Source organism: Streptomyces sp. NPDC014656 (assembly GCF_043084305.1).
Classification (GTDB): domain Bacteria; phylum Actinomycetota; class Actinomycetes; order Streptomycetales; family Streptomycetaceae; genus Streptomyces.
On the sequence record NZ_JBIBZN010000001.1, the window covers coordinates 106,032 to 128,693 of the forward strand.

The window sequence follows — 22,662 nt, forward strand, 5'->3', positions numbered from 1 at the left end:
GGTGGTTCCATCGCACCGACTCGAACTGGGAGGTCCCGCGTGGACTTCGGACTCGTGCTCCAGACCGACCCGCCCGCCTCGCAGGTCGTCGGCCTGATGCGCCGGGCGGAACGCAACGGCTTCCGCTACGGCTGGACCTTCGACTCCGCCGTGCTGTGGCAGGAACCCTTCGTCATCTACAGCCAGATCCTCGCCAACACCACCAAGCTGCGCATCGGTCCCATGGTCACCAACCCCGGGACGCGTACGTGGGAGGTGACGGCCTCCACCTTCGCCACCCTCAACGACATGTACGGCAACCGGACCGTCTGCGGCATCGGCCGCGGCGACTCCGCCATGCGGGTGGCCGGCCGCAAGCCGAACACCCTGGCCCGCCTCGGCGAGGCCATCGAGGTCATCCGCGACCTGGCCGAGGGCCGCGAGGCGACCGTCGACGGCAACCCGATCCGCATCCCCTGGATCAAGAACGGCAAGCTGCCCGTCTGGATGGCGGCCTACGGCCCCAAGGCCCTCGCCCTGGCGGGCGAGAAGGCCGACGGCTTCATCCTCCAGCTCGCCGACCCCTTCCTCACGGAGTGGATGGTCAAGGCGGTCCGCAAGGCCGCCCAGGACGCCGGCCGCGACCCCGACGCCCTGACGATCTGCGTCGCCGCCCCCGCGTACGTGACGGCCGACGGCTCCCCGCAGGCCCTGGCCCACGCCCGGGACCAGTGCCGCTGGTTCGGCGGCATGGTCGGCAACCACGTCGCCGACCTCGTCGCCAAGTACGGCGAGCACTCCTCGATGGTCCCCGAGGAGCTGACGGCCTACATCAAGGACCGGCACGGCTACGACTACTCCCACCACGGCCGCGCCGACAACCCCGACACCACCTTCGTCCCCGACGAGATCGTCGACCGCTTCTGCCTCCTCGGCCCCGCCGAGGCCCACATCGAGAAGCTGAAGCACCTGCGCGGCCTCGGCGTCGACCAGTTCGCCGTCTACGCCATGCACGACAACCGCGAGGCCACCATCGACGCCTACGGCACCGACATCATCCCCGCGATCAACGCCTGATTTACGCCGTCCCCCCAAGCGGAAGCCTTCAACTGGCCCGAACCAGACCCTGTGTGCGACAGGGGGGCTGTACGTTGCGGGGAGAAGACCCGAGGTGACGTGAGGGGCGGGTGGGCGATTTGCTGGCCGAGACTCTGGCCGCGTTGGCCGCGGCGGGCGGCGGGGCGGTCGTCCAGGCCGCGGGGACCGACGCCTGGTACGCGGTGCGGCAGCGGGTCGCCGAGCTGTTCGGCCGCGGCGACGCGGAGCGGGGACGGGCCGAACTGGAGCGGCTGGACCGGACGGCCCGGGCCCTGGAGCCGGGCGCCGCCACGGACCCGGACCGGGAGCAGTCGCACCAGGAAGGTTTCTGGCAGGGGCGGTTCGAGGCACTGCTGGAGTCCCTCGACGCGGGGGACCGGGAGCGGACGGCCCAGGACCTGCGCGCACTGCTGGCCTTCGTCGCCGGCGAGGGGGGCGATACGGCGCTGGCGACGGGGAACGCCCTGGCGCGGGACGGCGGCACCGCCGTGACCGGGGTGAAGCGGTCGGACGGCGGTCGGGCCGCACGAGCCGTGGACACCGGGGACGCGGAGGCCACCGGCCCGGGGTCCACCGCGGTCAGCGGCATCGCGGCCGGGTAGGCGGGCGGAGCGGCGACATGGCCAAGTGGCGGTGGGGCAGGAGGCGCGACCCCGGCAAGCGCACCCTGGCAGGGGGCACGGTGGGCGGCGACGTGCCCGTGCAGCAGGTGTCGGACAGCGGAAACGCCCACGCGACGAACGGCGCCATCGCCAACACGGGCGTCTACAACGACTACTCCGTGAGGCTCTCGTCGAAGGCCGTGCGGCCCGTGGGCAAGGAGAAAGCCCGGCCGGGACTGGACAACCTGCCCTACCGCACCGCCCACTTCGTGGGGCGGGCCGCCGAACTCGACCGCCTCGACGCCGCCATGAAGAAGTCCGGTGGCGTGTGGATCCAGGCCGTGCACGGTCTCGGAGGGGTCGGCAAGAGCACGCTGGCCGTGCACTGGGCGGCCACTCGGGCCCGGAAACACCGCCTCGATCTCGTCCGGTGGATACCCGCCGACAGCGCGGCGAGCGTGGAGCAGGGGCTGGCCGCCCTGGCCACCGCCCTGCAGCCCGCCGCCTCCAAGGCGCTGACGGTGGAGGCCCTGGCCGAGAACGGGATGCAGTGGCTGGCCACGCACAGCGACTGGCTGCTCATCCTGGACAACGTCAACCACCTCGCGGACATCGCCCCGCTCCTGGCCCGCGTCCCCAGCGGCCGCTTCCTCATCACCAGCAGACTCGCCGCCGTGTGGCACGACGCCGCCGAGGTCATCCGGCTCGACGCCCTGCAGCCGGCCGAATCCCTGGCCCTGCTCACCCGCATCGCGAAAGCCGGCGGCTGCCGGGACCTGTCCGGAGCGGCCGAATTATGCGAGGAGCTGGGGCACCTTCCCCTGGCCGTCGAACAAGCCGCCGCCTGCCTCGCCGAGAACCCTCTGCAGACCCCGAGCGGCTACCTGGACCTGCTCCGGCGGAACCCCGGCCCGCTGTACGAGCAGGGCGGCGAGGGCTTCACCGTCGCCGAACGCACCATCGCCCGCGTCCAGCGCGTGTCGCTGGACCGCATCGGCGAACGGCAGCCGCTGGCCGCCGACGTGCTGCGCACGCTGGCCTGGTACGCGCCCGACGGCATCCCCGCCGGGCTCGTGGACGGCGAGGGCGAACCGGCCGCGGTCGCCGACGCGATCGGCACCCTGAACGCGTACAGCCTGATCACCGTGGACCCCGAGGCACGCGCGCTCTCCGTCCACCGGCTGGTCCAGTCCGTCGCCCGGACCTCCGACGCCCACGACCCGCACCGCGCGTCCGGCCTCATCGCCGGAGCCCGGGGGCGTGCGACCGCCGCACTGGAGGCCGTCGTCCGGCCGACCGACTGGCAGGACCCCGGCAGCTGGCCCACCGGGCGCACCCTGCTCCCGCACATGGAAGCCCTGGCCGACCACACGCCGCTGCCCGCCGACACCGGCACCATGGCACGGCTCCTCGACCACGCCGGCGTGTTCCTCATCAGCCAGGGACTCGCCACCCGAGCCGCCGCGCACCTCCGTCGAGCCCTCGACCACCACGAGGAGGAGCTCGGCCACGACGACATCCACACGCTCACCTGCCGTCACAACCTGGCGCACGCCAAGGAGGCGTCCGGGCACGTGAAGCGGGCCATCCCCCTGTACGAGCGGGCCCTTCTCGACGAGGAGCGCGTTCTGGGGGCGACGCACCCGCTCACCCTCGCCAGTCGCAACAACCTGGCCGACGCCTATCGGGCCGTGGGCGATCCGGACCGGGCGCTCGCCCTGCTCGGGTGGGACCCCGTGCTCGGCCCGCTCCTCGACGCACCGGAGGGCGAAGAGGACCTCTCCGCCCTCGCCGCGCGCAACACCCTCGCGGGCGCGCGGTACACGGCGGGACGACGCGCCGACGCCGTTCGCCTGTACGAGGAGAACCTCGACGCATGCGTCCGCGTGCTCGGCGAGGAGCACCACCTCACCCTCGTGACGCGGAGCAGCCTGGCAGCCGCGCGCGTGGCGGCGGAGGATCCGCGCGCTGCCGTCCCCCTCTTCGAGGGGCTCGTCCGGGACCTGGAACGGGTCCTGGGGGAGGAGCACCCCGACACCCTCCTCGTGAGGGCCGGTCTGGCGGGCCTGTACCGGGAGGCGGGCGAACCCGACCGGGCCGTCGAGCTGTTCGACGAGGTGCTGCGGGTCATGGAGGGCGTGCACGGCGAGGACCACGGAATCACCCGCGCCACCCGAGTCGCCCTCGCCCTCGCCTGCCGGGCCGCCGGCGATCCGGACCGCGCGCTTCGCCTCGCCGCTCCACGACCGGAGCGGCCGGCCGGTCACGGAACGCCGGCGGCCGGTGCGGCGGCCGCTTCGGACGGGGGCCGGCCCCTTGACGCCCGCGGCGCCGACATCGGCTACGGGTTCCTGACCGTCGGCGACGCGGAGCGGGCCGTTCCGCTGTTCGAGCGGGCCGTCCACGACAGCGGGCACCGGCCGGCCGAGGACGACCCCCGTGACCTCACCCTCCGCCACAACCTGGCGGTGTCCCACCTCATGGCGGGCGCCCCCGAGCGCGCCCTGCCCTTCTTCCGGCAGGTCCTTGAAGCGCGGGAACGCACGCTGGGCGAGGACCATCCCGACACCCTCACCAGTCGCAGACACCTCGCCGACGCCCACCGTGAGGCAGGCGACTCCGACCGGGCGATCCCGCTGTACGAGCGGACGCTCCACGCACGGAGGCGGGTTCTCGGCGCGGACCACGAGGACACGCTCGCCGTCCTCGGCACGCTCGCCCACACCTACCGGCTCGCGGGGCGGCCCGACCGGGCCCTGCCCCTCTTCGAGCGAGCGCTCCAGGGGCAGGAGCGGGTGCACGGCCCCGGCCACCCGGACACGCTCGCCGTCCGCAACGGCCTCGCCGGGGCGTACCGGGACGCGGGTGACCTCCACCGGGCCGTGCTGCTCCACGAGGAGAACGCCGCCGCGTGCGCGCACGCCCTCGGGGACGAGCACGCGCACACCCTCGTCGCCCGCCACAACCTGGCCGTGGCCCACGCCTCCCGCGGGGACTTCCGCCAGGCCCTGCCCCTGCTCGTGAACACGCTCCACCGGCAGCGGAGGGCACTGGGCGCGGGGCACGAGGACACCCTCGCCACCCGGCTGAGCCTGGCCGGCGTGTACCAGGCGCTCGGAACGGGGCGCGGGGCCCGACGCCTGTACAAGAGGACCCTTTCCGCGTGCCTGCGCGCCCTCGGCGAGGACCACCCCCTGACCCGGGCCGCACGCCACCGGCTGACGTCCCTCGAGCGGTCCGGACGCCGACGCTGAGCGCCCCCGACGGCGCGCCTGCCGCCACGGCGCCCTTGGGGAGGTAGGGGATCTGCGAGATGCGCCCGTTCCCGCGGTAGGCCCACGCGTGGTAGCAGCAGCGGAGGATCTCGCCCTCCACCACGCCCAGGCTCAGCGGCACCTGCCGGTGGGCGCGGCGGTCCTCCAGGGCGTACGCGGTGCCGCCGGCGCCCCGGTGGAGCGCGATGCGCCGCCCCGCGAAGGACACCGCGCGGACCTTGCCCCTGCGCAGGCCCGCCGACCGGGCGACGGGGTACCAGAAGTCCGGATCGATCCCCACGCGCCGCAGATCGACCTCGCGCGTCCCGCGGTCACCGGCCCGCGGCCCGTGCTCCCCGTCCGCGAGGGTGGCGTCGGCCTCCTGGGGCATGCGCGTCTCTCTTCCTCGGGGCTCCCGCTCTCCACTCGTACGGGCACAAGCCCAACAGGATCTGCCCGGATGTGCGATTCACCGGTCCGCCGACCGCCGGTTTCGGTTTCGGTTCCGGTTCCGGTTCCGGTTCCGGTTCGGGAGGGTTCGCCGGGATGGGACTCGATCGCTTCCGGGCGGCCCGGGAGGGAGATGGCCAAAAGTGGTCACTCGGTCACTTTCCGTGTTCCGCTGGGGGCGGGGGAGCCATCGAGGGAGCGTCATGCGGGTAGCGGTCGTGGGACAGGGACATGTCGGACTGACCGGTGCGGTGGCGCTGGCCCAGCACGGACACCGGGTCGTCGGAGTCGAGAAGGACGCCACCAGGCTGATGCTCCTGCGCGCGGGCGAGCCGACCGTCGTCGAGACCGGCCTGGCCGAACAGATGGCCGCGGTCTTCCGTGCCGGACGGCTCCAGTTCACGGACTGCCTGGAGGAGGCGGTGGCCGCCGACCCCGTCGACGCGGTCCTCATCTGCGTCGGCACGCCCCCCTCCCGGGACGGCGGCCCCGACCTGACGCAGGTGTACCAGGTGTTCGAGGAGGCGGCGGGACTGGACGGGAACCCCCTGATCGTGCTCAAGTCCACCGTCCCGCCCGGCACCACCGACGCGCTGCTCGCCGCACGGCCGGACCTGCGGGACCGGTTCGTCTGCAACCCCGACTTCCTCGTCCAGGGCACGGCCCTGGACGACTGGCGCGCCCCCACGCGCACCGTCGTCGGCTCCCGCTCGCCGCACGCGCTGGAGCGGCTGCGCACGCTGTACGCCTGGAGCAGCTCCTCGTGGGTGACGACCAGCCCGTCCAGCGCGGAGATGGTGAAGTACGCGAGCAACGCCTTCCTCGCGATGAGGATCAGTTACGCCAACGAGCTCGCGCGGCTCTGCGGGGACCCGGACCTCGACGTGGACGCCGTCATCACCGGCGTCGGCCTCGACCCGCGCATCGGCCGTGCCCTGCCCGGCCCCGGACCCGGCTTCGGCGACTCCGACCTGGCCAAGGACACCCTCGCCCTGGCCGTCTGGGCACGCGCCAGGGCGATCGACACGCCCCTCCTCGACGCCGCCATCGAGATCGACGTCCGTCAGACCGGCACCATCATGGAGCTGGTCCGCACGGGGGCCGGCGGACGCCTGTCCGGCCTGAGCGTCGCCGTCCTCGGCCTGCGGCACGAGCCCTGGAGCGACGACCTGCGCGCCGCCCCCAGCCGTGCGCTCATCCCGCTCCTGCACGAACACGAAGCGGACGTCCGCGTCTGGGACCCCGCCATGACGCCGGAGGAACTCCGCTCCCTGGCCCCCCGCGCCCTGCCCTGCACCGCACTGGTCCCTGCCGTCACCGGGGCGCACGCCGTCGTCGTCCTCACCCCGTGGCCGCAGCTCGCCGAAGCGGACTGGGACGACCTCGCCACCCGCATGAAGGCCCCGCGCCTCCTCGTGGACGCCCGCAACCACCTGCCCACCCGGCTCCTCGCCCGCTGGCCCGGCGTCTACCGGAGCGTCGGCAACCGCCACCCCGCTCCGCAGGTCTCCGAGCCCGAACCCACCTCCTAGCCCGTCCGACCGGCGCTCCGACGCGCCCGCGGTCTACCAGCGGCTGCGCACGGCGATGATCGGGCGGCCGGGCTAGGAGGCCGCCGCCCGCGCGCAGAGCCTCCAGCAGGAGATCCTCGGCACCGCCGTCCCCGCGGACGTGCCCGAACTCACCGCCCCGCAGGCGCGGCGGGAGGGCGGGCGGCGTCATGCGCGGTGAGCCGAGGTGCGCCTGTCCGGGGCCCGAGGGGACCTTCACCGAGGCGGCGCTCCGCCTCCTGCCCGAGGCCGCCGGTTCGGCGCACGCGCCCTTCCCGACGGTGGGCCCGGCCCTGGGCGCGGTGCGCACGGGCGACTGCGTGGGCGTGGTCCTCCTGACCCCGCATCCGGCCCTGACCACCGGAAACGCGGGTGAGAAGCACCTCGAACACCTGGTAGATTGATGTTCGTCGCCGCGAGGGAACGAGCGGTCGGCCAACACCTTGTCCGGGTGGCGGAATGGCAGACGCGCTAGCTTGAGGTGCTAGTGCCCTTTATCGGGCGTGGGGGTTCAAGTCCCCCCTCGGACACGATCGACGACGAGCCGTGCGGGCCGGTGAGAACCGGCCCGCACGGCTCGTTCCCGTTCGCGCTCCTTCCCGGCCGCGCCGGAGCCGGTCACGGGACCGGCGGGCCCACCCCCGTGACCTGACGGATCCAGGCCAGGTGGGCGGTGATCCTGGTGTTCACCGCCGGGGTCTCGGTGGCGCAGCCGCGGCCGTAGGAGACGAGGGCGGCCAGGACCGGCCGGGCTCCGGGGGCGCGGTGGACCAGGGGGCCGCCGGAGTCGTGGACGCAGGTGTCGCGGCCGGGGGTCCAGGTGCAGAGCTGGGCCGGGGTGAGGCCGTCGACGCCGCGCAGCGCGCAGCCGGCGTTGCCGAGGGTGTCCAGGGTGACGGTGCGCAGCACGGGGGAGGGGGCCCCGCCGAAGGCGGTCGCGCCCCAGCCGACGGCCTCCAGACGGGTGTGGGTGAACGATTCGGCAGGAGCGGGAAGCGGGACCGGACGGACCCCGGCGTCCGGGCGGACCGGGGCGGCCAGGGTGATCACGGCGAGGTCGTCGTGCTGGGTGCGGCGGTCGTAGCCGGGGTGGAGCGTGAAGCGGGCGGGACGGGCCACGCGCGCGTGGCGGGACTCCGTCGCCGTGCGCAGGTCGTGCTCGCCGAGGAGCACCGCGACCCGGCCGGTGGCGGCGTACGAGCCGGTCAGGCAGTGGGCGGCCGTCAGGACGTGCCGGGGACCGATCAGGGCGCCGCCGCAGAACTGCCGGTGGCGCTCGACGTCCACCAGCGCCGCCGCGTACGGATGCGCCCCCGGGGCCGCCTCCCGGCCGCCGACGATCGCCGCCGCCTCGCGCGGTGCGACCGGCGCCGTCGCCAGGACCATCCCCAGCAGCGCCGCCGTCAGTGCTCTCGCCCGTCCCAATGTGCCCTCCGTGGCCGTCGACGCAGCATGTCCACGACGTCAACGAGCCGGTCCTGGGCAGGTCACCCGACCGTGCGGGGCCGATGCCCGGGGGGCGTACGGGCCGAGCGCCTCCCGCACGGCTCCCGCGCCGGCGCTTCCCCCGCGCGGCCCGGTCCTACGGCACCCGCGCGGTCCACTCCTCGGTGGCGAACTTCGTCCGCACCAGCTCCTCGGCGGCGGCCAGCTCCTCCTCCGTCACCCGGCCCTCCGCCAGGCCGTACCGCTGCCGGAAGGAGCCGATCATCCGCTCGATGACCTCCTCGCGCGGCAGACCGGTCTGCCGGCGCAGCGGGTCGACCCGCTTCTTCGCGCTCTTCGTGCCCTTGTCGGAGAGCTTCTCGCGCCCGATCCGCAGCACCTCGGTCATCTTGTCGGCGTCGATGTCGTAGGCCATCGTCACGTGGTGCAGCACCGCGCCCTCGCCGGTCACCATCCGCTTCTGCGCCGCGCCCGCGATCTTCCCGGCCTCGGTGGCGATGTCGTTGAGCGGCTGGTACCAGGCCTTGACGCCCATGTCGCCGAGCGCGCCGAGCACCCAGTCGTCGAGATAGGCGTAGCTGTCGGCGAAGGTCAGGCCCTGCACCAGCCGGTCGGGGACCGACAGGGAGTACGTGATGGTGTTGCCGGGTTCGATGAACATGGCGCCGCCGCCGCTGATCCGGCGCACCACCCGGATCCCGTGCCGCTCGGCGGCCTCCGGGTCCACCTCGTTGCGCAGCGACTGGAAGCTGCCGATGACGACGGCGGGCGCGCCCCACTCCCAGACCCGCAGGGTCGGCGGGCGGCGGCCGGCCGCGACCTCGGTGGTGATCACCTCGTCGAGCGCCATGTGCAGGGCGGGGGACTGCGGCGGCTCGTGGACCAGCTGCCAGTCGTAGTCGGTCCAGTCGGTGGCGTGGGCGAGCGCCCGGCGGACCGCGATCCCGACGCCCTCGCTGGTGAGGCCGTACATCACGGTGCCCGGCGGCAGGGCCGCGTCGACGCGGGCCGCGAGCCCGGCGGCGTCGGTGTCGGCGGGGGCGCCTTCCAGGGCCCGGTCGACGGCGAGGATCGCCTCGTCGGGTTCGAGGAAGAAGTCGCCGGCCACCCGGACCCGGGCCAGCGCCCCGTCCACCACGTCGAGGTCGACGACGACCAGCTTCCCGCCGGGGACCTTGTACTCGCCGTGCACCGGACCGACCTGCCTCTCAGGAGCCTCGACATCCCGGTTAAGGGGTGAAACGGTCCAAAGCGTACTCCCGGGCGTCCCCTTCCGGCCGGTGCGGGTCCGAAGGAGGCCCCGTACCGGCTGTCGGACCCGCGTGCTTAGCTGGTCGCATGATCGATTCCTTCCTTGAGCACGTCCTCGACGGCGGCACGACCGAGGTGGAGGAGGCGGTCCGCAAGGCGGCCGCGGCGGAGGTCATGCCGCGCTTCCGGCAGCTCGCCGCGCACGAGATCGTCGAGAAGAAGGGGCCGTACGACCTGGTGACGGTCGCCGACCGGGCCGCCGAGGAGCACCTGACCGCGTCCCTGACCGCCCTGCTGCCCGGCTCCGTCGTGGTCGGCGAGGAGGCAGTCCACGCCGACCCGGAGCTGTACGGCGCGCTGCGCGGCGACGCGCCCGTCTGGATCGTCGACCCGGTCGACGGCACCCGCCAGTTCGTCCAGGGCGACCCGGCCTTCTGCACCCTGGTCGCCCTCGCCCGCCACGGCGAGCTGCTCGCCTCCTGGACCTACGCGCCGGCCCTCGGCGAGCTGGCCGTCGCCGTCCGGGGCCGCGGCGCCACCCTGAACGGGCAGCCGCTCCGGCCCGGCCCGCCCGCTTTCGGCGCGGTCCTGGAGGTCGCGACCTCGCACCCCGACTACACCACGCCCGACCAGAAGCGGGCCCTGCTCGCCCTGGTCACCGAGGGCGTCCGGCCCCGTCCGTGCGGCTCGGCCGGACTGGAGTACCTCGCCGTCGCCCGGGGCGCGCTCGACGCGACCGCCTTCAACTGGGACTACGCGTGGGACCACGCGGCCGGACTGCTGCTGGTCACGGAGGCGGGCGGCGCGCACACCACCGTCGCGGGCGAGCCCTTCCGGATCGCCGGGGACAACGCGCTGCCGTTCACCGCGGCCCGGGACGCGGCCACCGCCGAGCGGATCCGCGCCCTCCTCGCCTCCGGCCCGGCCGGGGACTGACGCGTGCTCACCACCCGCCGCCCGGGGCGGAACAGGCCCCTCCGGAGGGGCCCCGCCCGCGCGGGTGGGCCCGGGCCTATCCTGGGCCCGGCGAACCGCCGGCCGACGTGAGGAGCCCGAGGTGACGTCGCTGCTCGATGCCGTGGTCGTGGGGGCGGGGCCCAACGGACTCACCGCCGCCGTGGAGCTGGCCCGCCGCGGCCGCTCCGTGGCCGTCTTCGAGGCGAAGGAGACCGTCGGCGGCGGAGCCCGCACCGAGGAGCTGACCCTCCCCGGCTTCCGCCACGACCCCTGCTCCGCCGTCCACCCGCTGGGCGCCGGCTCGCCCGTCTTCCGGACCATGCCCCTCGACCGGTACGGCCTGGAATGGCTCCACCCCGAGCTGCCCATGGCCCACCCCTGGGCCGACGGCACCGCCGCCGTCCTCTCCCGCTCCGTCGCCGAGACCGCCGCCTCCCTCGGCCCGCGCGACGCCGGCGCCTACCGCCGGCTCGTCACCCCCTTCCTCGGCAAGTGGGACGCCCTGGCCCGGGACTTCATGCAGCTGCCGCTCACCGCGCTGCCCCGCGACCCGGTCGGCCTCGCCCGCTTCGGCCTGCTCGGCCTCCAGCCCTCCACCTGGCTGCTGCGCCGCTTCCGCGACGAGAAGGCCCGCGCCCTCTTCGCCGGCATGGTCGCGCACGTCATCGCCCCCCTCGACGGCTTCGCCACCTCCGCCGTCGGCCTCGTCTTCGCGCTCGCCGCGCACGCCGGCGGCTGGCCCGTGCCCCGGGGCGGCTCCCAGGCCATCCCGGACGCCCTCACCGCGTACCTCACCGAACTCGGCGGCACCGTCCACACCGGCTACGAGGTCAAGCGCCTCGACGACCTGCCGCCCGCCCGCGCCTACCTCTTCGACACCTCGCCGACCGCCCTCGCCCGCATCACCGGCTTCGGCGCCCACCACTACGCCCACTACCGGTACGGCGCCTCCGCCTTCAAGCTCGACTACGCCCTCGACGGCCCCGTGCCGTGGACCGCCGAGGCCGCCCGCCGGGCCGGCACCGTCCAGGTCGGCCCCACCACCCGCGAGATCGACACCGCCCTGCGCCAGGCCTTCTCCGGCACCGCCCCCGACACGCCGTTCCTCATCACCGCCCAGCCCAGCCTCGTCGACCCCTCCCGCGCCCCCGGGGGCAAGCACGTCTTCTGGGCGTACGGCCACGTGCCCAACGGCTGGCGCGGCGACCTCACCGACGCCGTCGAGCGGCAGATCGAGCGCTTCGCCCCCGGCTTCCGCGACCGGATCCTGGCCCGCGCCACCGCCGGCCCGCCCGAACTCGCCGCGCGCAACGCCAACTACATCGGCGGCGACATCGCCTGCGGCGCCGCCGACGGCCTCCAGCTGGTGCTCCGCCCCACGCTCTCCCCGTGGCCCTACCGCACCCCCCACCCGGCGGTCTTCCTCTGCTCCTCCGCCACCCCGCCCGGCCCCGGCGTCCACGGCATGTCGGGGCACAACGCGGCCAAGGCCGTCTGGCGCCACCTCAGGAGCCAGGAGGGCCGGGGAACCTAGACTCGCCCCATGGCCAAGTACATCGACGTGCACCCCGAGAACCCCCAGCCGCGCATCATCGACGGCGTGGCCGACTCGATCCGCAAGGGCGGCCTCATCGCCTACCCCACCGACTCCTGCTACGCGCTGGGCAGCCGGATCGGCAACCACGACGGCCTCAGCCGCATCCGGGAGATCCGCCGCCTCGACGACCGGCACCACTTCACCCTCATGTGCGCGGACTTCGCCCAGCTCGGCCAGCTCGTGCACATCGACAACCGGGTCTTCCGCGCCGTCAAGTCCGCCGTCCCCGGCGCCTACACCTTCATCCTGCCCGGCACCAAGGAGGTGCCCCGGCAGCTGCTCCACCCCAAGAAGAAGACCGTCGGCGTCCGCATCCCCGACCACGTCGTCACCCAGGCGCTGCTCGCCTCGCTCGGCGAACCCCTGCTCTCCAGCACCCTCCTGCTGCCCGACGAGGAGGAGCCGCTGACCCAGGGCTGGGAGATCAAGGAGCGGCTCGACCACCAGGTCGACGCGGTCCTCGACTCCGGCGACTGCGGCACCGTCCCCACCACCGTCGTCGACTTCTCCAGCGGCGACCCCGAGATCGTCCGCGTCGGCGCGGGGGACCCCGCGCGCTTCGAGTGACGGAAGGGGCCACCTCACCGGCGGTGGCCCTTACGCCCCCGCCCCGGGCCGCCGTACGGTCGGCCGGGTGGACCGCCGTTCACCCCGACCGCCGGAGGCCCCCGCGTGATCGTCATCGCCCACGTCAGCGACATCCACATCGACGCGGGGGAGCGGGCCACCGCCCGCACCCGCGCCGTCCTGCGCCACCTGGAGGAACTGCCGTACGACCTGGCGGCCGTCCTCGTCTCCGGGGACGTCGCCGACCACGGCGCCCCCGCCGAGTACGACCGCGCCCGGGAGCTCCTCACCGGCCGCCACCCGCTGGTCGTCTGCCCCGGCAACCACGACGACCGCGCCGCCTTCCGCGCCGGGCTCGGGCCGCTGCTCCACGAGGACGGCGACCCGGCGCCCACCGCCCCCGTCGACCAGGTGCTGCGCGGCGACGGCTTCGTCCTCGCCGTCTGCGACTCCTCGATCCCGGGCGAGGACGACGGCCGGCTGGCGGACGGCACCCTGGAGCGGCTGGACCGGGTCCTCACCGGCACTCCGCACGACACGCCCGTCCTCGTCGCCTTCCACCACCCGCCGGTGCCGCTGCACACCCCGTACGTGGACGGGATCCGGCAGTCCGGCGAGGAGCGGCTCGCCGCGCTCGCCGCCCGCCACCCCCACCTCACCGCCTTCCTCGCCGGCCACGCCCACACCGCCGCCGCCACCACCTTCGCCGGACGCCCGCTGCTCGTCGCCCCCGGCGTGGTCTCCACCCTGCGACTGCCCTGGGAGCACCCCGGCCCCGACGGCCCGCACGTGCACCTGGACGCCCCGCCCGGGATCGCCTTCCACATCCTCGGCGACGACGGCCGGCTCACCACCCACTACCGGACGGTCCCGGTGGACTGAACCGGCGGCCGGACGTCCATGTCGTTTTCCTGCCAGCCCGGCGCCCGCGCATCCCCGATCCTGGATCCATGCACACCGAGACCGAGCGCTGTGTGCGGGCCGTCCAGTCCAAGGACGCCCGCTTCGACGGCGTCTTCTTCACCGCCGTCCGCACCACTCGGATCTACTGCCGGCCCAGCTGCCCGGCCGTCCCGCCGAAGCCCGAGAACATGGAGTTCCACCCCAGCGCCGCCGCCTGCCAGCGGGCCGGCTTCCGGGCCTGCAAGCGGTGCCGCCCCGACACCAGCCCCGGCTCCCCGGAGTGGAACGTCCGGGCCGACGCCGTCGCCCGAGCGGTGCGGCTGATCCAGGACGGGGTCGTCGACCGGGAGGGCGTCCCCGGGCTCGCCCGCCGCCTCGGCTGGTCCACCCGGCAGATCGAGCGCCAGCTCCTCGCCGAGCTGGGCGCGGGCCCGCTCGCGCTGGCCCGCGCCCAGCGCGCCCAGACCGCCCGCGTCCTCGTCGAGACCACCGCGCTGCCCTTCGGCGAGATCGCCTTCGCCGCCGGCTTCTCCTCGATCCGCTCCTTCAACGACACCGTCCGCCAGGTCTTCGCCCTCACCCCCGGCGAACTGCGCGCCCGCGCCGCCCGGCCCGCCGCCCCCCACACCCCCGGAGTGATCTCGCTGCGGCTGCCCTTCCGCGCCCCGCTCGAACCGTCCAACCTCTTCGGCCACCTCGCCGCCACCGCCGTCCCCGGCGTCGAGGAGTGGCGCGACGGCGCCTACCGCCGCACCCTCGCCCTCCCGTACGGCCACGGGATCGTCGCCCTCGCGCCGCGCCCCGACCACATCGCCTGCAGGCTCTCCCTCACCGACCCGCGCGACCTCACCCACGCCATCAGCCGCTGCCGCCGCCTCCTCGACCTCGACGCCGACCCCGTCGCCGTCGACGGCCGGCTGCGGGACGACCCGCTGCTCGCCCCGCTGGTCGACGAGGCGCCGGGCCGGCGCGTCCCCGGCACCGTCGACCCGGCCGAGTTCGCCGTCCGGGCCGTCCTCGGCCAGCAGGTCTCCACGGCCGCCGCCCGCACCCACGCGGCCCGCCTCGTCACCGCCCACGGCGAGCCCGTCGAGGACCCCGAGGGCGGCCTGACCCACCTCTTCCCCACCCCGGAGGCGCTGGCCGGGCTCGACCCCGAGACCCTGGCCCTGCCCCGCAGCCGCCGCACCACCCTGCTCACCCTCGTCCGCGCCCTCGCCGACGGCACCCTCGCCCTCGGCCCCGACACGGACCGCGCGGAGACCCGCGCCCGGCTCCTCGCGCTGCCCGGCTTCGGCCCCTGGACCACCGAGGTCATCGCCATGCGGGCGCTCGGCGACCCCGACGCCTTCCTCCCCGGCGACCTCGGCGTCCGCCGGGCCGCCGAGGGACTGGGCCTGCCCGGCGCCCCCGCCGCGCTCACCGCCCGCTCCGCCCCCTGGGCGCCCTGGCGGGCCTACGCCGTCCAGTACCTGTGGGCGACCGACAGCCACCCGATCAACCACCTCCCCGCGTAAGGAAGATCCGTCATGCCCCGCACCACCACGCCCCGCACGGTCGTGCACACGGTCGTGGACAGCCCCTACGAGCCGCTGACCCTGGTGGCCGTCGACGGCGTCCTCAGCCGCGTCCACATGACCGGCCAGCGCCACCGCCCGCCGGAGGAGACCTTCGGCGACCGCGACCCCCGCCCCTTCGGCGAGGCGGTCCGCCAGCTCGACGCCTATTTCGCGGGCGAGCTCACCGAGTTCGACCTGCCGCTCCGCCTGGAGGGCACGCCGTTCCAGCTGCGCGTCTGGGAACAGCTCCGGCTCATCCCGTACGGGGAGACCCGCACGTACGGCGAACTCGCCGAGGTCCTCGGCAGCCCGGGCGCCTCCCGCGCGGTCGGCCTCGCCAACGGCAAGAACCCGGTGAGCGTCATCGTCCCCTGCCACCGCGTCATCGGCTCCGGCGGCGGCCTCACCGGCTACGGCGGCGGCCTGGACCGCAAGCAGCGCCTGCTCGCCTTCGAGTCGGGCGGCTCCGGCCTCCCCGACGCCCTGTTCTAACCGAGCCGCTCCAGCAGGGCCGGCAGGGCCGTGCCGATCGGCTCGCGCAGGATCTCGGCGGCCAGCGGGTCGTACGGGGTCTGCTCGGCGTTCACGATGACCAGCCGGGCCCCGTGCTCGGCCGCGATCCCGGCCAGCGAGGCCGCGGGCTGCACCTGGAGGCTCGTACCGACCGCGACGAACACCCCGGCCGCCTTGGCCACCGACATCGCGTTCCCGAGCACCACCGGGTCGAGCCGCTGCCCGAACATCACGGTCGCCGGCTTCAGGATCCCGCCGCAGTCCCGGCACGCCGGGTCCGGATCGCCGGCCTCCAGCCGCTCCAGCGCCTCCGCCATCGGCGTACGGGCGCGGCACGCCGTGCACACCACCGACCGGGCGGTGCCGTGCAGTTCGAGCACCTTCCGCTCCGGGAGGCCCGCGGCCTGGTGCAGCCCGTCCACGTTCTGCGTGATCACCCGCAGCGCCTTCCCGCTCCGCTCGTACGCGGCGATCGCGCGGTGCGCCGCGTTCGGCTCGGCCGTCAGCACCGGGGCGTCGCGCCGCATCAGCCACGAGCGGCGGCGGACCTCCGGGTCCGCCATGTACGGCCCGTAGGTGACCAGCCGTTCGGCATCGGGGTCCCGGCGCCACAGCCCGTTCGGCCCCCGGTAGTCCGGGATGCCCGAATCCGTGGAGATACCGGCACCGGTGAGGAACGCGACCGTCGTCATGGCGGGAGCGTAGGCATCCCGGAACGGCTCCCGCGAGCGGGTTTCCCGGTGCTAGGTTCCCGCACATGGCCAAGGTGAACATCGCGCTCGACGCCGAACTCGTCGTGGAAGTCATGGTCCTGGCGGGCGTCGGCAGCCCGCAGGACGCCGTGGAGGCCGTCGTCCGCGACTACATCGCGCGCGGCCACCGCACGGAGGCCCGGACGGCCACCCGCGACGAGGCGAACCGCACCGGCGACATGCTGCCGCCGGAGCCCCCGCAGGGCTGACCCCGGCCGGGCGGTCAGGCGGCGGGCAGGCCGTTCTCCAGCTCCGCCGGGCCGGTCCCGCCGGCCAGCACGTCCAGCGCGGCCCGCACCCGCAGGCCCAGGCCGTCCGAGAGGTGTGCCGTGATCTCCGAGGGCTCGATCAGCTTCCAGGAGACCAGCTCCTCCTCCTGGAGCCGGATCTGCGCGAACCGCTCCTCGGGCAGCACCCCGCCGTCGTAGAGGTACGCCACGATCGGCGGCCGGGTCGTGCTCTGCGCCCAGTCCACCACGAGCAGCGGGCCGAGCGGCAGGTCCAGGCCGATCTCCTCGGCGGTCTCCCGGCGGGCCGCCTGCCGGGGAGTCTCGCCGGTGTCGGACTCGACGGTCCCGCCGGGCAGCGTCCAGTCCTCCCGGTAGTTCGGTTCCACGATCAGGATCCGGCCCCGGGCGTCCCGGAAGAGCGCGGCGGCACCGGCCAGGACGCGGGGCAGGCCGGCGATGTACGTGGCGTAATCGGTGAGGGTCACCGCGTCAGCGTATCGACTCGCCCCGGCCGCCCCGGGCCGCTCCGGCGATCCCGGACCCGCCGTCCGGAGCCGGGCGGGGTCCACCCGCCGCCGCGCGGCGGGTCAGGCGCTCCCGCCGTCCCGCGGCGGGTCGGCCGGACCGCCCTCCCCGTCCGCGCGGGAGCGGGCCGCGCGGCGCAGCCGGTGGTGGCGTGAGCCGCCGCCCTGCTCGGTCATCGCCTCGCCGACCAGGGCCCGCACGGCGTCCCGCATCCCGTGCAGGGCGTGGTGCCGGGCCGGGCCCGCGCCCGGGTCCTCCCGCAGCTCCTTCACCAGCGCCCAGCACAGCACCAGCATGACGACCACGAACGGCAGGGCCACCAGGATCGTCGCCGTCTGGAGCGAGTCCAGGCCGCCCGCGACCAGCAGCACCGCCGCGACGGCCGCCATCAGCACGCCCCAGGTCACCACCAGCCAGGTCGGCGGGTTCAGGGAGCCCCGGCTGGTCAGCGAGCCCATGACGAGGGAGGCCGAGTCGGCGCTGGTGACGAAGTACGTCATCACCAGCAGCATCGCCACCACCGAGGTGAGCGTGCCGAGCGGCAGCGCCTCCAGCATCGCGAAGAGCGAGGCCTCCGCCCCGTCCTCCACCGCCGTCGCCAGATCGGCCCCGCCCGTGGACTCCAGCCGGATCGCCGTGCCGCCCATCACGCAGAACCAGACGACGGTCGCCCCGGAGGGCACGAGCAGCACGCCCACCAGGAACTCGCGGATCGTCCGGCCGCGCGAGATCCGGGCGATGAAGGTGCCGACGAAGGGCGCCCAGGAAAGCCACCACGCCCAGTAGAAGATCGTCCAGGCGCCCAGCCAGTCGCGGTCGGTGAAGGCGCCGGTGCGGCTCGCCATCGGCAGCAGCTGGTGGAGGTAGCCGCCGACCGAGGCGGGGATCGTGTCCAGGACGTAGACGGTCGGGCCGAGCAGGAAGACGAAGAGGGCCAGGCCGGCGGCGAGCACGATGTTCAGCGTCGACAGCCACTTCACGCCCTTGTGCAGGCCGGAGAAGGCCGACAGGACGAAGGCCGCCGACAGCGAGGCGATGATGATCAGCTCGGTGGCCGTCGAGTCCTCGACGCCCATGGTGAGGTTCAGCCCCTCGGCCACCTGGAGCGCGCCCAGGCCCAGGCTGGTCGCCGTGCCGAAGACGGTGGCGAAGACCGCCAGCAGGTCGATCGCCCTGCCCTGCCAGGACCTGGCCCGGCGCTCCCCGAGCAGTGGCACGAAGGCGCTGCTCAGCCGGTTGCCGCGGCCCTTGCGGAAGCCCGCGTAGGCCAGCGCCAGCCCGGCGATGCCGTAGATCGCCCACGGGGTCAGCGTCCAGTGGAAGAAGGAGTACTCCATCGCGGTCCGGGCCGCCGCGCCCGTGCCCGCCGGGCCGCTGCCCGGCGGCGGGTCCAGGAAGTGCTGGAGCGGCTCCCCGACGCCGTAGAACATCAGACCGATGCCCATGCCGGCGCTGAACATCATCGCGATCCACGCCAGGTTGGTGAACTCCGGCTCCGAGTCGTCCGCCCCCAGCCGGATCCGGCCGAAGCGGCTCAGCGCGATCACCACGCACAGCACCAGGAACGTGTCGGCCGCGATCACGAACAGCCACGCGAAGTTCTCCAGGACCCAGGAGAGGGCCGAGGACGAGGCGCTGTCGAAGGACTCCTCGCCGAGCGCCGCCCAGGCGACGACCGCGACGACGGCGGCCACGCCGATCCCGATGACCTTCGCATCGGGGGCGGGTCGTTCCGGTACGTGATCCGGAGACGTCCGCTCGTTCATATCCGTGCTCATGCGAGCCCACTATGGTCTGACATTTACCGTTATCCGGGGGTGGCACGCCGTCTGGCCGTACGGATAGGGTCGGCCCTGGCGCGACTGCCTGTTCGAAAGCAAGGGATGCAAGGTGACGGACGGAGCAGCAACTCAGGTCGCTCACGTGCTGGTGGCGGCCGACAAGTTCAAGGGCTCGCTCACGGCCGTACAGGTCGCGGAGCGGGTCACGGCGGGGCTCCGGAAGGTCGTCCCCGACCTCTCGGTCGAGGCCCTGCCCGTCGCCGACGGCGGCGACGGCACGGTCGCGGCGGCCGTCGCGGCCGGCTTCGACCGGCACGAGGCGCGGGTCACGGGACCGGTCGGCGAGACGGTCACCGCCGCGTTCGCGCTGCGCGGCACCACCGCGGTCGTCGAGATGGCGGAGGCATCTGGCCTCCAGCTCCTCCCCGCCGGCACGTTCGCCCCGCTGACCGCCACCACGTACGGCTCGGGCGAGCTGCTGCGCGCCGCGCTCGACGCGGGTGCCACCACGATCGTCTTCGGCGTCGGCGGCAGCGCCACCACCGACGGCGGCGCCGGCATGCTCGCCGCGCTCGGCGCCCGCTTCCTCGACGCGGCCGGCGAGCCGGTCGGCCCCGGCGGCGCGGCCCTCGCGGCGCTGGACTCCGCCGACCTCTCCGGCCTCGACCCGCGCTTCGCCGGCGTCGAGTTCATCCTCGCCAGCGACGTCGACAACCCGCTGACCGGCCCCAAGGGCGCGCCGGCCGTCTACGGCCCGCAGAAGGGCGCCACGCCCGAGGACGTCGAGACCCTCGACGCGGCCCTCGCCCACTACGCGCTGGTCCTGGAGAAGGCGATCGGCCCGAAGGCCACCGAGCTGGCCGCCGCGCCGGGCGCGGGCGGCGCGGGCGGCATCGGCTACGGCGCCCTCCTCCTCGGCGCGGGCTTCCGCCCCGGCATCGAGCTGATGCTGGAGGTCCTCGGCTTCGCCCCCGCCCTGGAGCGCGCCACCCTCGTCATCACCGGCGAGGGTTCCCTCGACGAGCAGACCCTGCACGGCAAGGCCCCCGCGGGCGTCGCCGCCGCGGCGAGGGCGGCCGGCAAGGAGGTCGTCGCGGTATGCGGCCGCCTCGCCCTCCCCCCGGAGACCCTCGGCGCCGCCGGCATCCGCCGCGCCTACCCCCTCTCCGCCCTGGAGCCGGACCCTGCCAAGTCCATCCCGAACGCCGGCCCCCTCCTGGAGGAAGTCGCCTCCCACATCGCCCGGGACTTCCTGGCGTAGCCCTCCCCCGGCCGGGCGTCCTGCGACGCCCGGCCCTCACGGCCGTCGGCCCGCGTCGACCATCCGATCCGGAGCGCCGGTCGAGGGGGCCGGCGTGATGCGCGTCGTACCGTCGCTGCCGCTGACCAGGAGGGCGTCCGGACCGTCCCAGGCGACCGCGACGAAGCCCGCGCGCTCGCCGTACGCGGCCACCGGACGGCTCCGGGCGGTGAGACCCGAGCCGGAGCCGACCGTCACCCGCCACAGCGGGTCGATGAGGGCGGCCCCGTGTCCACCGTCCCGTACCGCTCGACCCCTCCCGACGCGGCCCGGCGCTCCGACTCCTCCCGGCCGGGGGAGAGGAAGCCGCCGGGAACCACCCGCAGGAACACCAGCAGGACCGCCGCCGCCGCGCACACGGCCGCCGGCTCCTCGCGCACCCACCTCCGCCTGCCCGCCGGACGCCCACCGCGCACAGCACCGCCCTGGCGAGCCGGGACGGCCAAGGCGCCCCGAACACGGTCAGCAGCACCACCCGCCGCGTCGACTCCGCCACCAGGGCTCCCAGCGCCTGCGCCACCGGAGCCAGCAGCCCCACGGCGATCAGCGCCCTCCCGAGGGGCACCCGCCGCCGTGTCGTGCGCGTGTTCGTCGCCATGGCCGCGAGGGGATCCTGCCAGGTCAGCCGGGCTCGCGTAGGTACTCGGTGTACGTGGTGGTTCCGTAGGCGGCGACGGCGCCGGAGAGGGTCGCCCGTCCGCCCGACTCGTCGACGTCCATCCCCACGGAGAACGGGAGGTCCAACTCGACCGTGCGGGGCTCGTCGGGGATGCCCACCCTCCAGGTGCCGCGGAGCGGCGGCTCGTCGGGTCCGCCGTTCAGCACGGTGCCGGTCAGCTCCGCCGTATTGTCCTGGCGCAGCGTCAGACGTCCGTCGCCGCCCTTCTCGGTCCAGACGCCGACGACGTCGGCGGTCTCCAGGTAGCGCGGACCGCCGGTGGCGACGGCGTACAGCGTTCCCAGGACCGCCAGCACGACCACGGCGAGCACCACCGACGGGATCACCACCACCCAGGCGGGCACGGGCGTCCTCCCGGACCCGGGCGGCTCGGGCGAGGACACGGACGGTGATCTCTCGGACGTCATGCCTCAGCCTGACGCGGTCAGCCGGAACGCGTCCAGCGCCAGTGTCATCTCCGTGAGGTCCCGGGGGCGGGACAGGGAGCGGGAGGTCAACTGCTCCAGGCGGCGCAGACGGTTGAAGACCGTGTTGCGGTGGCAGTAGAGCCGGCCGGCCGCGCGGCCCGCCGAACCCTCGCAGTCCAGCCAGGCGTCCAGGGTCTCCAGGAGGACCGCCCGGTCGGCCGGATCCAGTTCCAGGAGGCCGCCGAGGACGTCCGTCACCAGGAGCTCCGCCAGGTCCGGCTGGCCGACGATCAGCGCGCCGGCCATCCGGCGGTCCAGGCGGACCACCTGACGGGTGCCGGGCGGGCAGGTGCGCAGGGCGAGTTCGGCGAGCCGGCGGGCACGGCCCAGCTCGGTCAGGCCCGTCACCACCGGGCTGATCCCGCCCGGACCGGGGCACCGCCCGTCCAGCAGCTCCGCCAGCGCGTCCAGGTCCGTCCCCCCGCCCAGCGCCACCACCCCGATCTCGCAGTCCGCCCGCATCCGCCACAGGAACCGCAGCCCCTCGCCGCGCACCTGCCGGTGGAAGGGCTCGCGCTCCTCGCGCCGGTCGGGCCGCAGCACCACCACCGCGTACCGCCCCTGCTCCGGCAGGTCCAGGCCCGCCGCCGCCCGCGCCACCAGCTCCGGCCCCCGCTGGCCCTGCAACAGCGCGTCCAGCAGCGCCTGGAGCTGCTCGTCCGTCCGCCGCCGCAGCTCCGCCTCCGTCGCCCGGTACGCCTCCGAGGCCCGGTCCGCCTGCGCGTCCACCGCCGACCACACCGTCGTCGCCGACTGCATCAGCGCCGCGAGCTGCGCCGCGTCCGGGCCCGCCCCCTCGATCAGCGCGTCCCACACCAGGTGCCCCGCGTGCCGGTACGCGTGCACGACCAGCTCCAGCGGCATGCCCTGCTCGGCCCGCCGCCGGCCCATCAGCTCCGCGTGCTCCAGGTCCCGCCGGGGCGAGTGCCGCGGTGCGGAGATCATCTCGATGCCGATCCGGATCGCCTCGTGCGCCTCCTGCCAGTGCTGGTCGTAGGGCACGATCCGCCCGTAGGCGGGCTCGTACGCGTGGAGTTCCGTCAGATGCTCGTCCACCAGCTCCGGCACCCGCTCCAGAAGCGTCGTGCACGCACGGGCGAGCACCTTCCAGTCGTCACCGGTCCGCCGTCTGCGCCGTCCCATGCCGGGAGCATCCACCGCTCCGCGCTCCACGGCAACGCCCTGACGCGCAGCGTTGTGCG

22 protein-coding genes, 1 tRNA gene and 1 pseudogene are annotated in these 22,662 nt (G+C 74.8%); 14 read left to right on the top strand and 10 right to left on the bottom strand.

Annotated features, from left to right (window positions below):
• The first annotated feature begins 39 nt into the window (after positions 1–39).
• From ACF1ED_RS00525 to ACF1ED_RS00535, 3 genes are all read left to right on the top strand, one after another.
• Positions 40–1,056: a TIGR03842 family LLM class F420-dependent oxidoreductase gene (locus ACF1ED_RS00525; protein WP_391756165.1), complete on the top strand. Its 1,017-nt coding sequence runs from the start codon at positions 40–42 to the stop codon at positions 1,054–1,056.
• Positions 1,057–1,166: 110 nt separating this feature from the next.
• Positions 1,167–1,679: a hypothetical protein gene (locus ACF1ED_RS00530; protein ID WP_391756166.1), complete on the top strand. Its 513-nt coding sequence runs from the start codon at positions 1,167–1,169 to the stop codon at positions 1,677–1,679.
• Between the two features lie 17 nt (positions 1,680–1,696).
• Entirely contained in the window at positions 1,697–4,933 is a 3,237-nt protein-coding gene (locus ACF1ED_RS00535) for a tetratricopeptide repeat protein (protein WP_391756167.1), read from the top strand.
• On the opposite strand, the pseudogene ACF1ED_RS00540 reads toward ACF1ED_RS00535, so the two are convergent.
• Positions 4,905–5,324 (bottom strand): annotated as a pseudogene (locus ACF1ED_RS00540) (Rieske 2Fe-2S domain-containing protein); the annotation flags it as partial. The gene ACF1ED_RS00535 and the pseudogene ACF1ED_RS00540 overlap by 29 nt on opposite strands.
• Positions 5,325–5,586: 262 nt before the next feature.
• Here ACF1ED_RS00540 and ACF1ED_RS00545 point away from each other — a divergent pair.
• From ACF1ED_RS00545 to ACF1ED_RS00555, 3 genes are all read left to right on the top strand, one after another.
• Positions 5,587–6,915, top strand: coding sequence for a UDP-glucose dehydrogenase family protein (locus tag ACF1ED_RS00545; protein WP_391756168.1), 1,329 nt, complete (start codon positions 5,587–5,589; stop codon positions 6,913–6,915).
• Positions 6,916–7,103: 188 nt separating this feature from the next.
• Entirely contained in the window at positions 7,104–7,337 is a 234-nt protein-coding gene (locus tag ACF1ED_RS00550) for a hypothetical protein (RefSeq protein ID WP_391756169.1), read from the top strand.
• Positions 7,338–7,378: 41 nt separating this feature from the next.
• A tRNA-Leu gene (locus tag ACF1ED_RS00555) sits at positions 7,379–7,463 on the top strand.
• An 88-nt stretch (positions 7,464–7,551) separates the two neighbouring features.
• Here ACF1ED_RS00555 and ACF1ED_RS00560 read toward each other — a convergent pair.
• Together ACF1ED_RS00560 and ACF1ED_RS00565 are read right to left on the bottom strand one after the other, a co-directional pair.
• Entirely contained in the window at positions 7,552–8,358 is an 807-nt protein-coding gene (locus tag ACF1ED_RS00560; RefSeq protein WP_391756170.1) for a S1 family serine peptidase, read from the bottom strand.
• A gap of 157 nt (positions 8,359–8,515) precedes the next feature.
• Positions 8,516–9,571: a biotin/lipoate A/B protein ligase family protein gene (locus ACF1ED_RS00565; RefSeq protein WP_391756171.1), complete on the bottom strand. Its 1,056-nt coding sequence runs from the start codon at positions 9,569–9,571 to the stop codon at positions 8,516–8,518.
• Between the two features lie 146 nt (positions 9,572–9,717).
• Between ACF1ED_RS00565 and ACF1ED_RS00570 the strand changes: the two genes are divergently transcribed.
• From ACF1ED_RS00570 to ACF1ED_RS00595, 6 genes are all read left to right on the top strand, one after another.
• Positions 9,718–10,566 carry an inositol monophosphatase family protein gene (locus tag ACF1ED_RS00570; protein WP_391756172.1) on the top strand — a complete coding sequence of 283 codons (849 nt, stop codon included), beginning with the start codon at positions 9,718–9,720 and terminating at the stop codon, positions 10,564–10,566.
• Positions 10,567–10,687: 121 nt separating this feature from the next.
• On the top strand, positions 10,688–12,121 hold the full coding sequence (locus tag ACF1ED_RS00575) for a phytoene desaturase family protein (protein ID WP_391756173.1): 1,434 nt from the start codon (positions 10,688–10,690) through the stop codon (positions 12,119–12,121).
• Positions 12,122–12,130: 9 nt separating this feature from the next.
• Positions 12,131–12,751 (top strand): L-threonylcarbamoyladenylate synthase, encoded by a 621-nt coding sequence (locus ACF1ED_RS00580; protein ID WP_391756174.1) that lies wholly within the window; start codon positions 12,131–12,133, stop codon positions 12,749–12,751.
• A 105-nt stretch (positions 12,752–12,856) separates the two neighbouring features.
• Positions 12,857–13,633 (top strand): metallophosphoesterase, encoded by a 777-nt coding sequence (locus ACF1ED_RS00585; protein WP_391756175.1) that lies wholly within the window; start codon positions 12,857–12,859, stop codon positions 13,631–13,633.
• A gap of 68 nt (positions 13,634–13,701) precedes the next feature.
• Positions 13,702–15,171: an AlkA N-terminal domain-containing protein gene (locus ACF1ED_RS00590; protein ID WP_391756176.1), complete on the top strand. Its 1,470-nt coding sequence runs from the start codon at positions 13,702–13,704 to the stop codon at positions 15,169–15,171.
• Positions 15,172–15,183: 12 nt separating this feature from the next.
• On the top strand, positions 15,184–15,705 hold the full coding sequence (locus ACF1ED_RS00595; protein ID WP_391756177.1) for a methylated-DNA--[protein]-cysteine S-methyltransferase: 522 nt from the start codon (positions 15,184–15,186) through the stop codon (positions 15,703–15,705).
• Here ACF1ED_RS00595 and ACF1ED_RS00600 read toward each other — a convergent pair.
• Entirely contained in the window at positions 15,702–16,418 is a 717-nt protein-coding gene (locus ACF1ED_RS00600; protein ID WP_391756178.1) for an NAD-dependent deacetylase, read from the bottom strand. The two genes, ACF1ED_RS00595 and ACF1ED_RS00600, sit on opposite strands and share 4 nt — an antisense overlap.
• Positions 16,419–16,483: 65 nt before the next feature.
• Here ACF1ED_RS00600 and ACF1ED_RS00605 point away from each other — a divergent pair, with 65 nt between their 5' ends.
• Entirely contained in the window at positions 16,484–16,687 is a 204-nt protein-coding gene (locus tag ACF1ED_RS00605) for a type II toxin-antitoxin system VapB family antitoxin (RefSeq protein WP_360313700.1), read from the top strand.
• 14 nt (positions 16,688–16,701) lie between these two features.
• Here ACF1ED_RS00605 and ACF1ED_RS00610 read toward each other — a convergent pair whose 3' ends face one another.
• Both ACF1ED_RS00610 and ACF1ED_RS00615 read right to left on the bottom strand, forming a co-directional pair.
• Complete coding sequence (locus ACF1ED_RS00610; RefSeq protein ID WP_391756179.1) at positions 16,702–17,193, bottom strand: NUDIX domain-containing protein; 492 nt, start codon at positions 17,191–17,193, stop codon at positions 16,702–16,704.
• Between the two features lie 102 nt (positions 17,194–17,295).
• Positions 17,296–19,011, bottom strand: coding sequence for a BCCT family transporter (locus ACF1ED_RS00615; protein ID WP_391756180.1), 1,716 nt, complete (start codon positions 19,009–19,011; stop codon positions 17,296–17,298).
• Positions 19,012–19,123: 112 nt separating this feature from the next.
• Here ACF1ED_RS00615 and ACF1ED_RS00620 point away from each other — a divergent pair, with 112 nt between their 5' ends.
• Entirely contained in the window at positions 19,124–20,275 is a 1,152-nt protein-coding gene (locus ACF1ED_RS00620) for a glycerate kinase (protein ID WP_391756181.1), read from the top strand.
• 36 nt (positions 20,276–20,311) lie between these two features.
• On the opposite strand, the gene ACF1ED_RS00625 is transcribed toward ACF1ED_RS00620, so the two are convergent.
• The 4 genes from ACF1ED_RS00625 to ACF1ED_RS00640 all read right to left on the bottom strand — a co-directional run bounded on the left by ACF1ED_RS00625 (position 20,312) and on the right by ACF1ED_RS00640 (position 22,603).
• The gene (locus ACF1ED_RS00625; protein ID WP_391756182.1) at positions 20,312–20,512 is read right to left on the bottom strand and encodes a hypothetical protein; all 201 of its coding nucleotides are present in this window, start codon (positions 20,510–20,512) and stop codon (positions 20,312–20,314) included.
• Complete coding sequence (locus ACF1ED_RS00630) at positions 20,509–20,694, bottom strand: hypothetical protein (protein WP_391756183.1); 186 nt, start codon at positions 20,692–20,694, stop codon at positions 20,509–20,511. The genes ACF1ED_RS00625 and ACF1ED_RS00630 overlap by 4 nt, the downstream gene beginning before the upstream one ends.
• 241 nt (positions 20,695–20,935) lie before the next feature.
• Positions 20,936–21,337: a hypothetical protein gene (locus ACF1ED_RS00635; RefSeq protein ID WP_391756184.1), complete on the bottom strand. Its 402-nt coding sequence runs from the start codon at positions 21,335–21,337 to the stop codon at positions 20,936–20,938.
• A 66-nt stretch (positions 21,338–21,403) separates the two neighbouring features.
• On the bottom strand, positions 21,404–22,603 hold the full coding sequence (locus tag ACF1ED_RS00640) for a PucR family transcriptional regulator (RefSeq protein WP_391756185.1): 1,200 nt from the start codon (positions 22,601–22,603) through the stop codon (positions 21,404–21,406).
• Positions 22,604–22,662 lie beyond the last annotated feature (59 nt).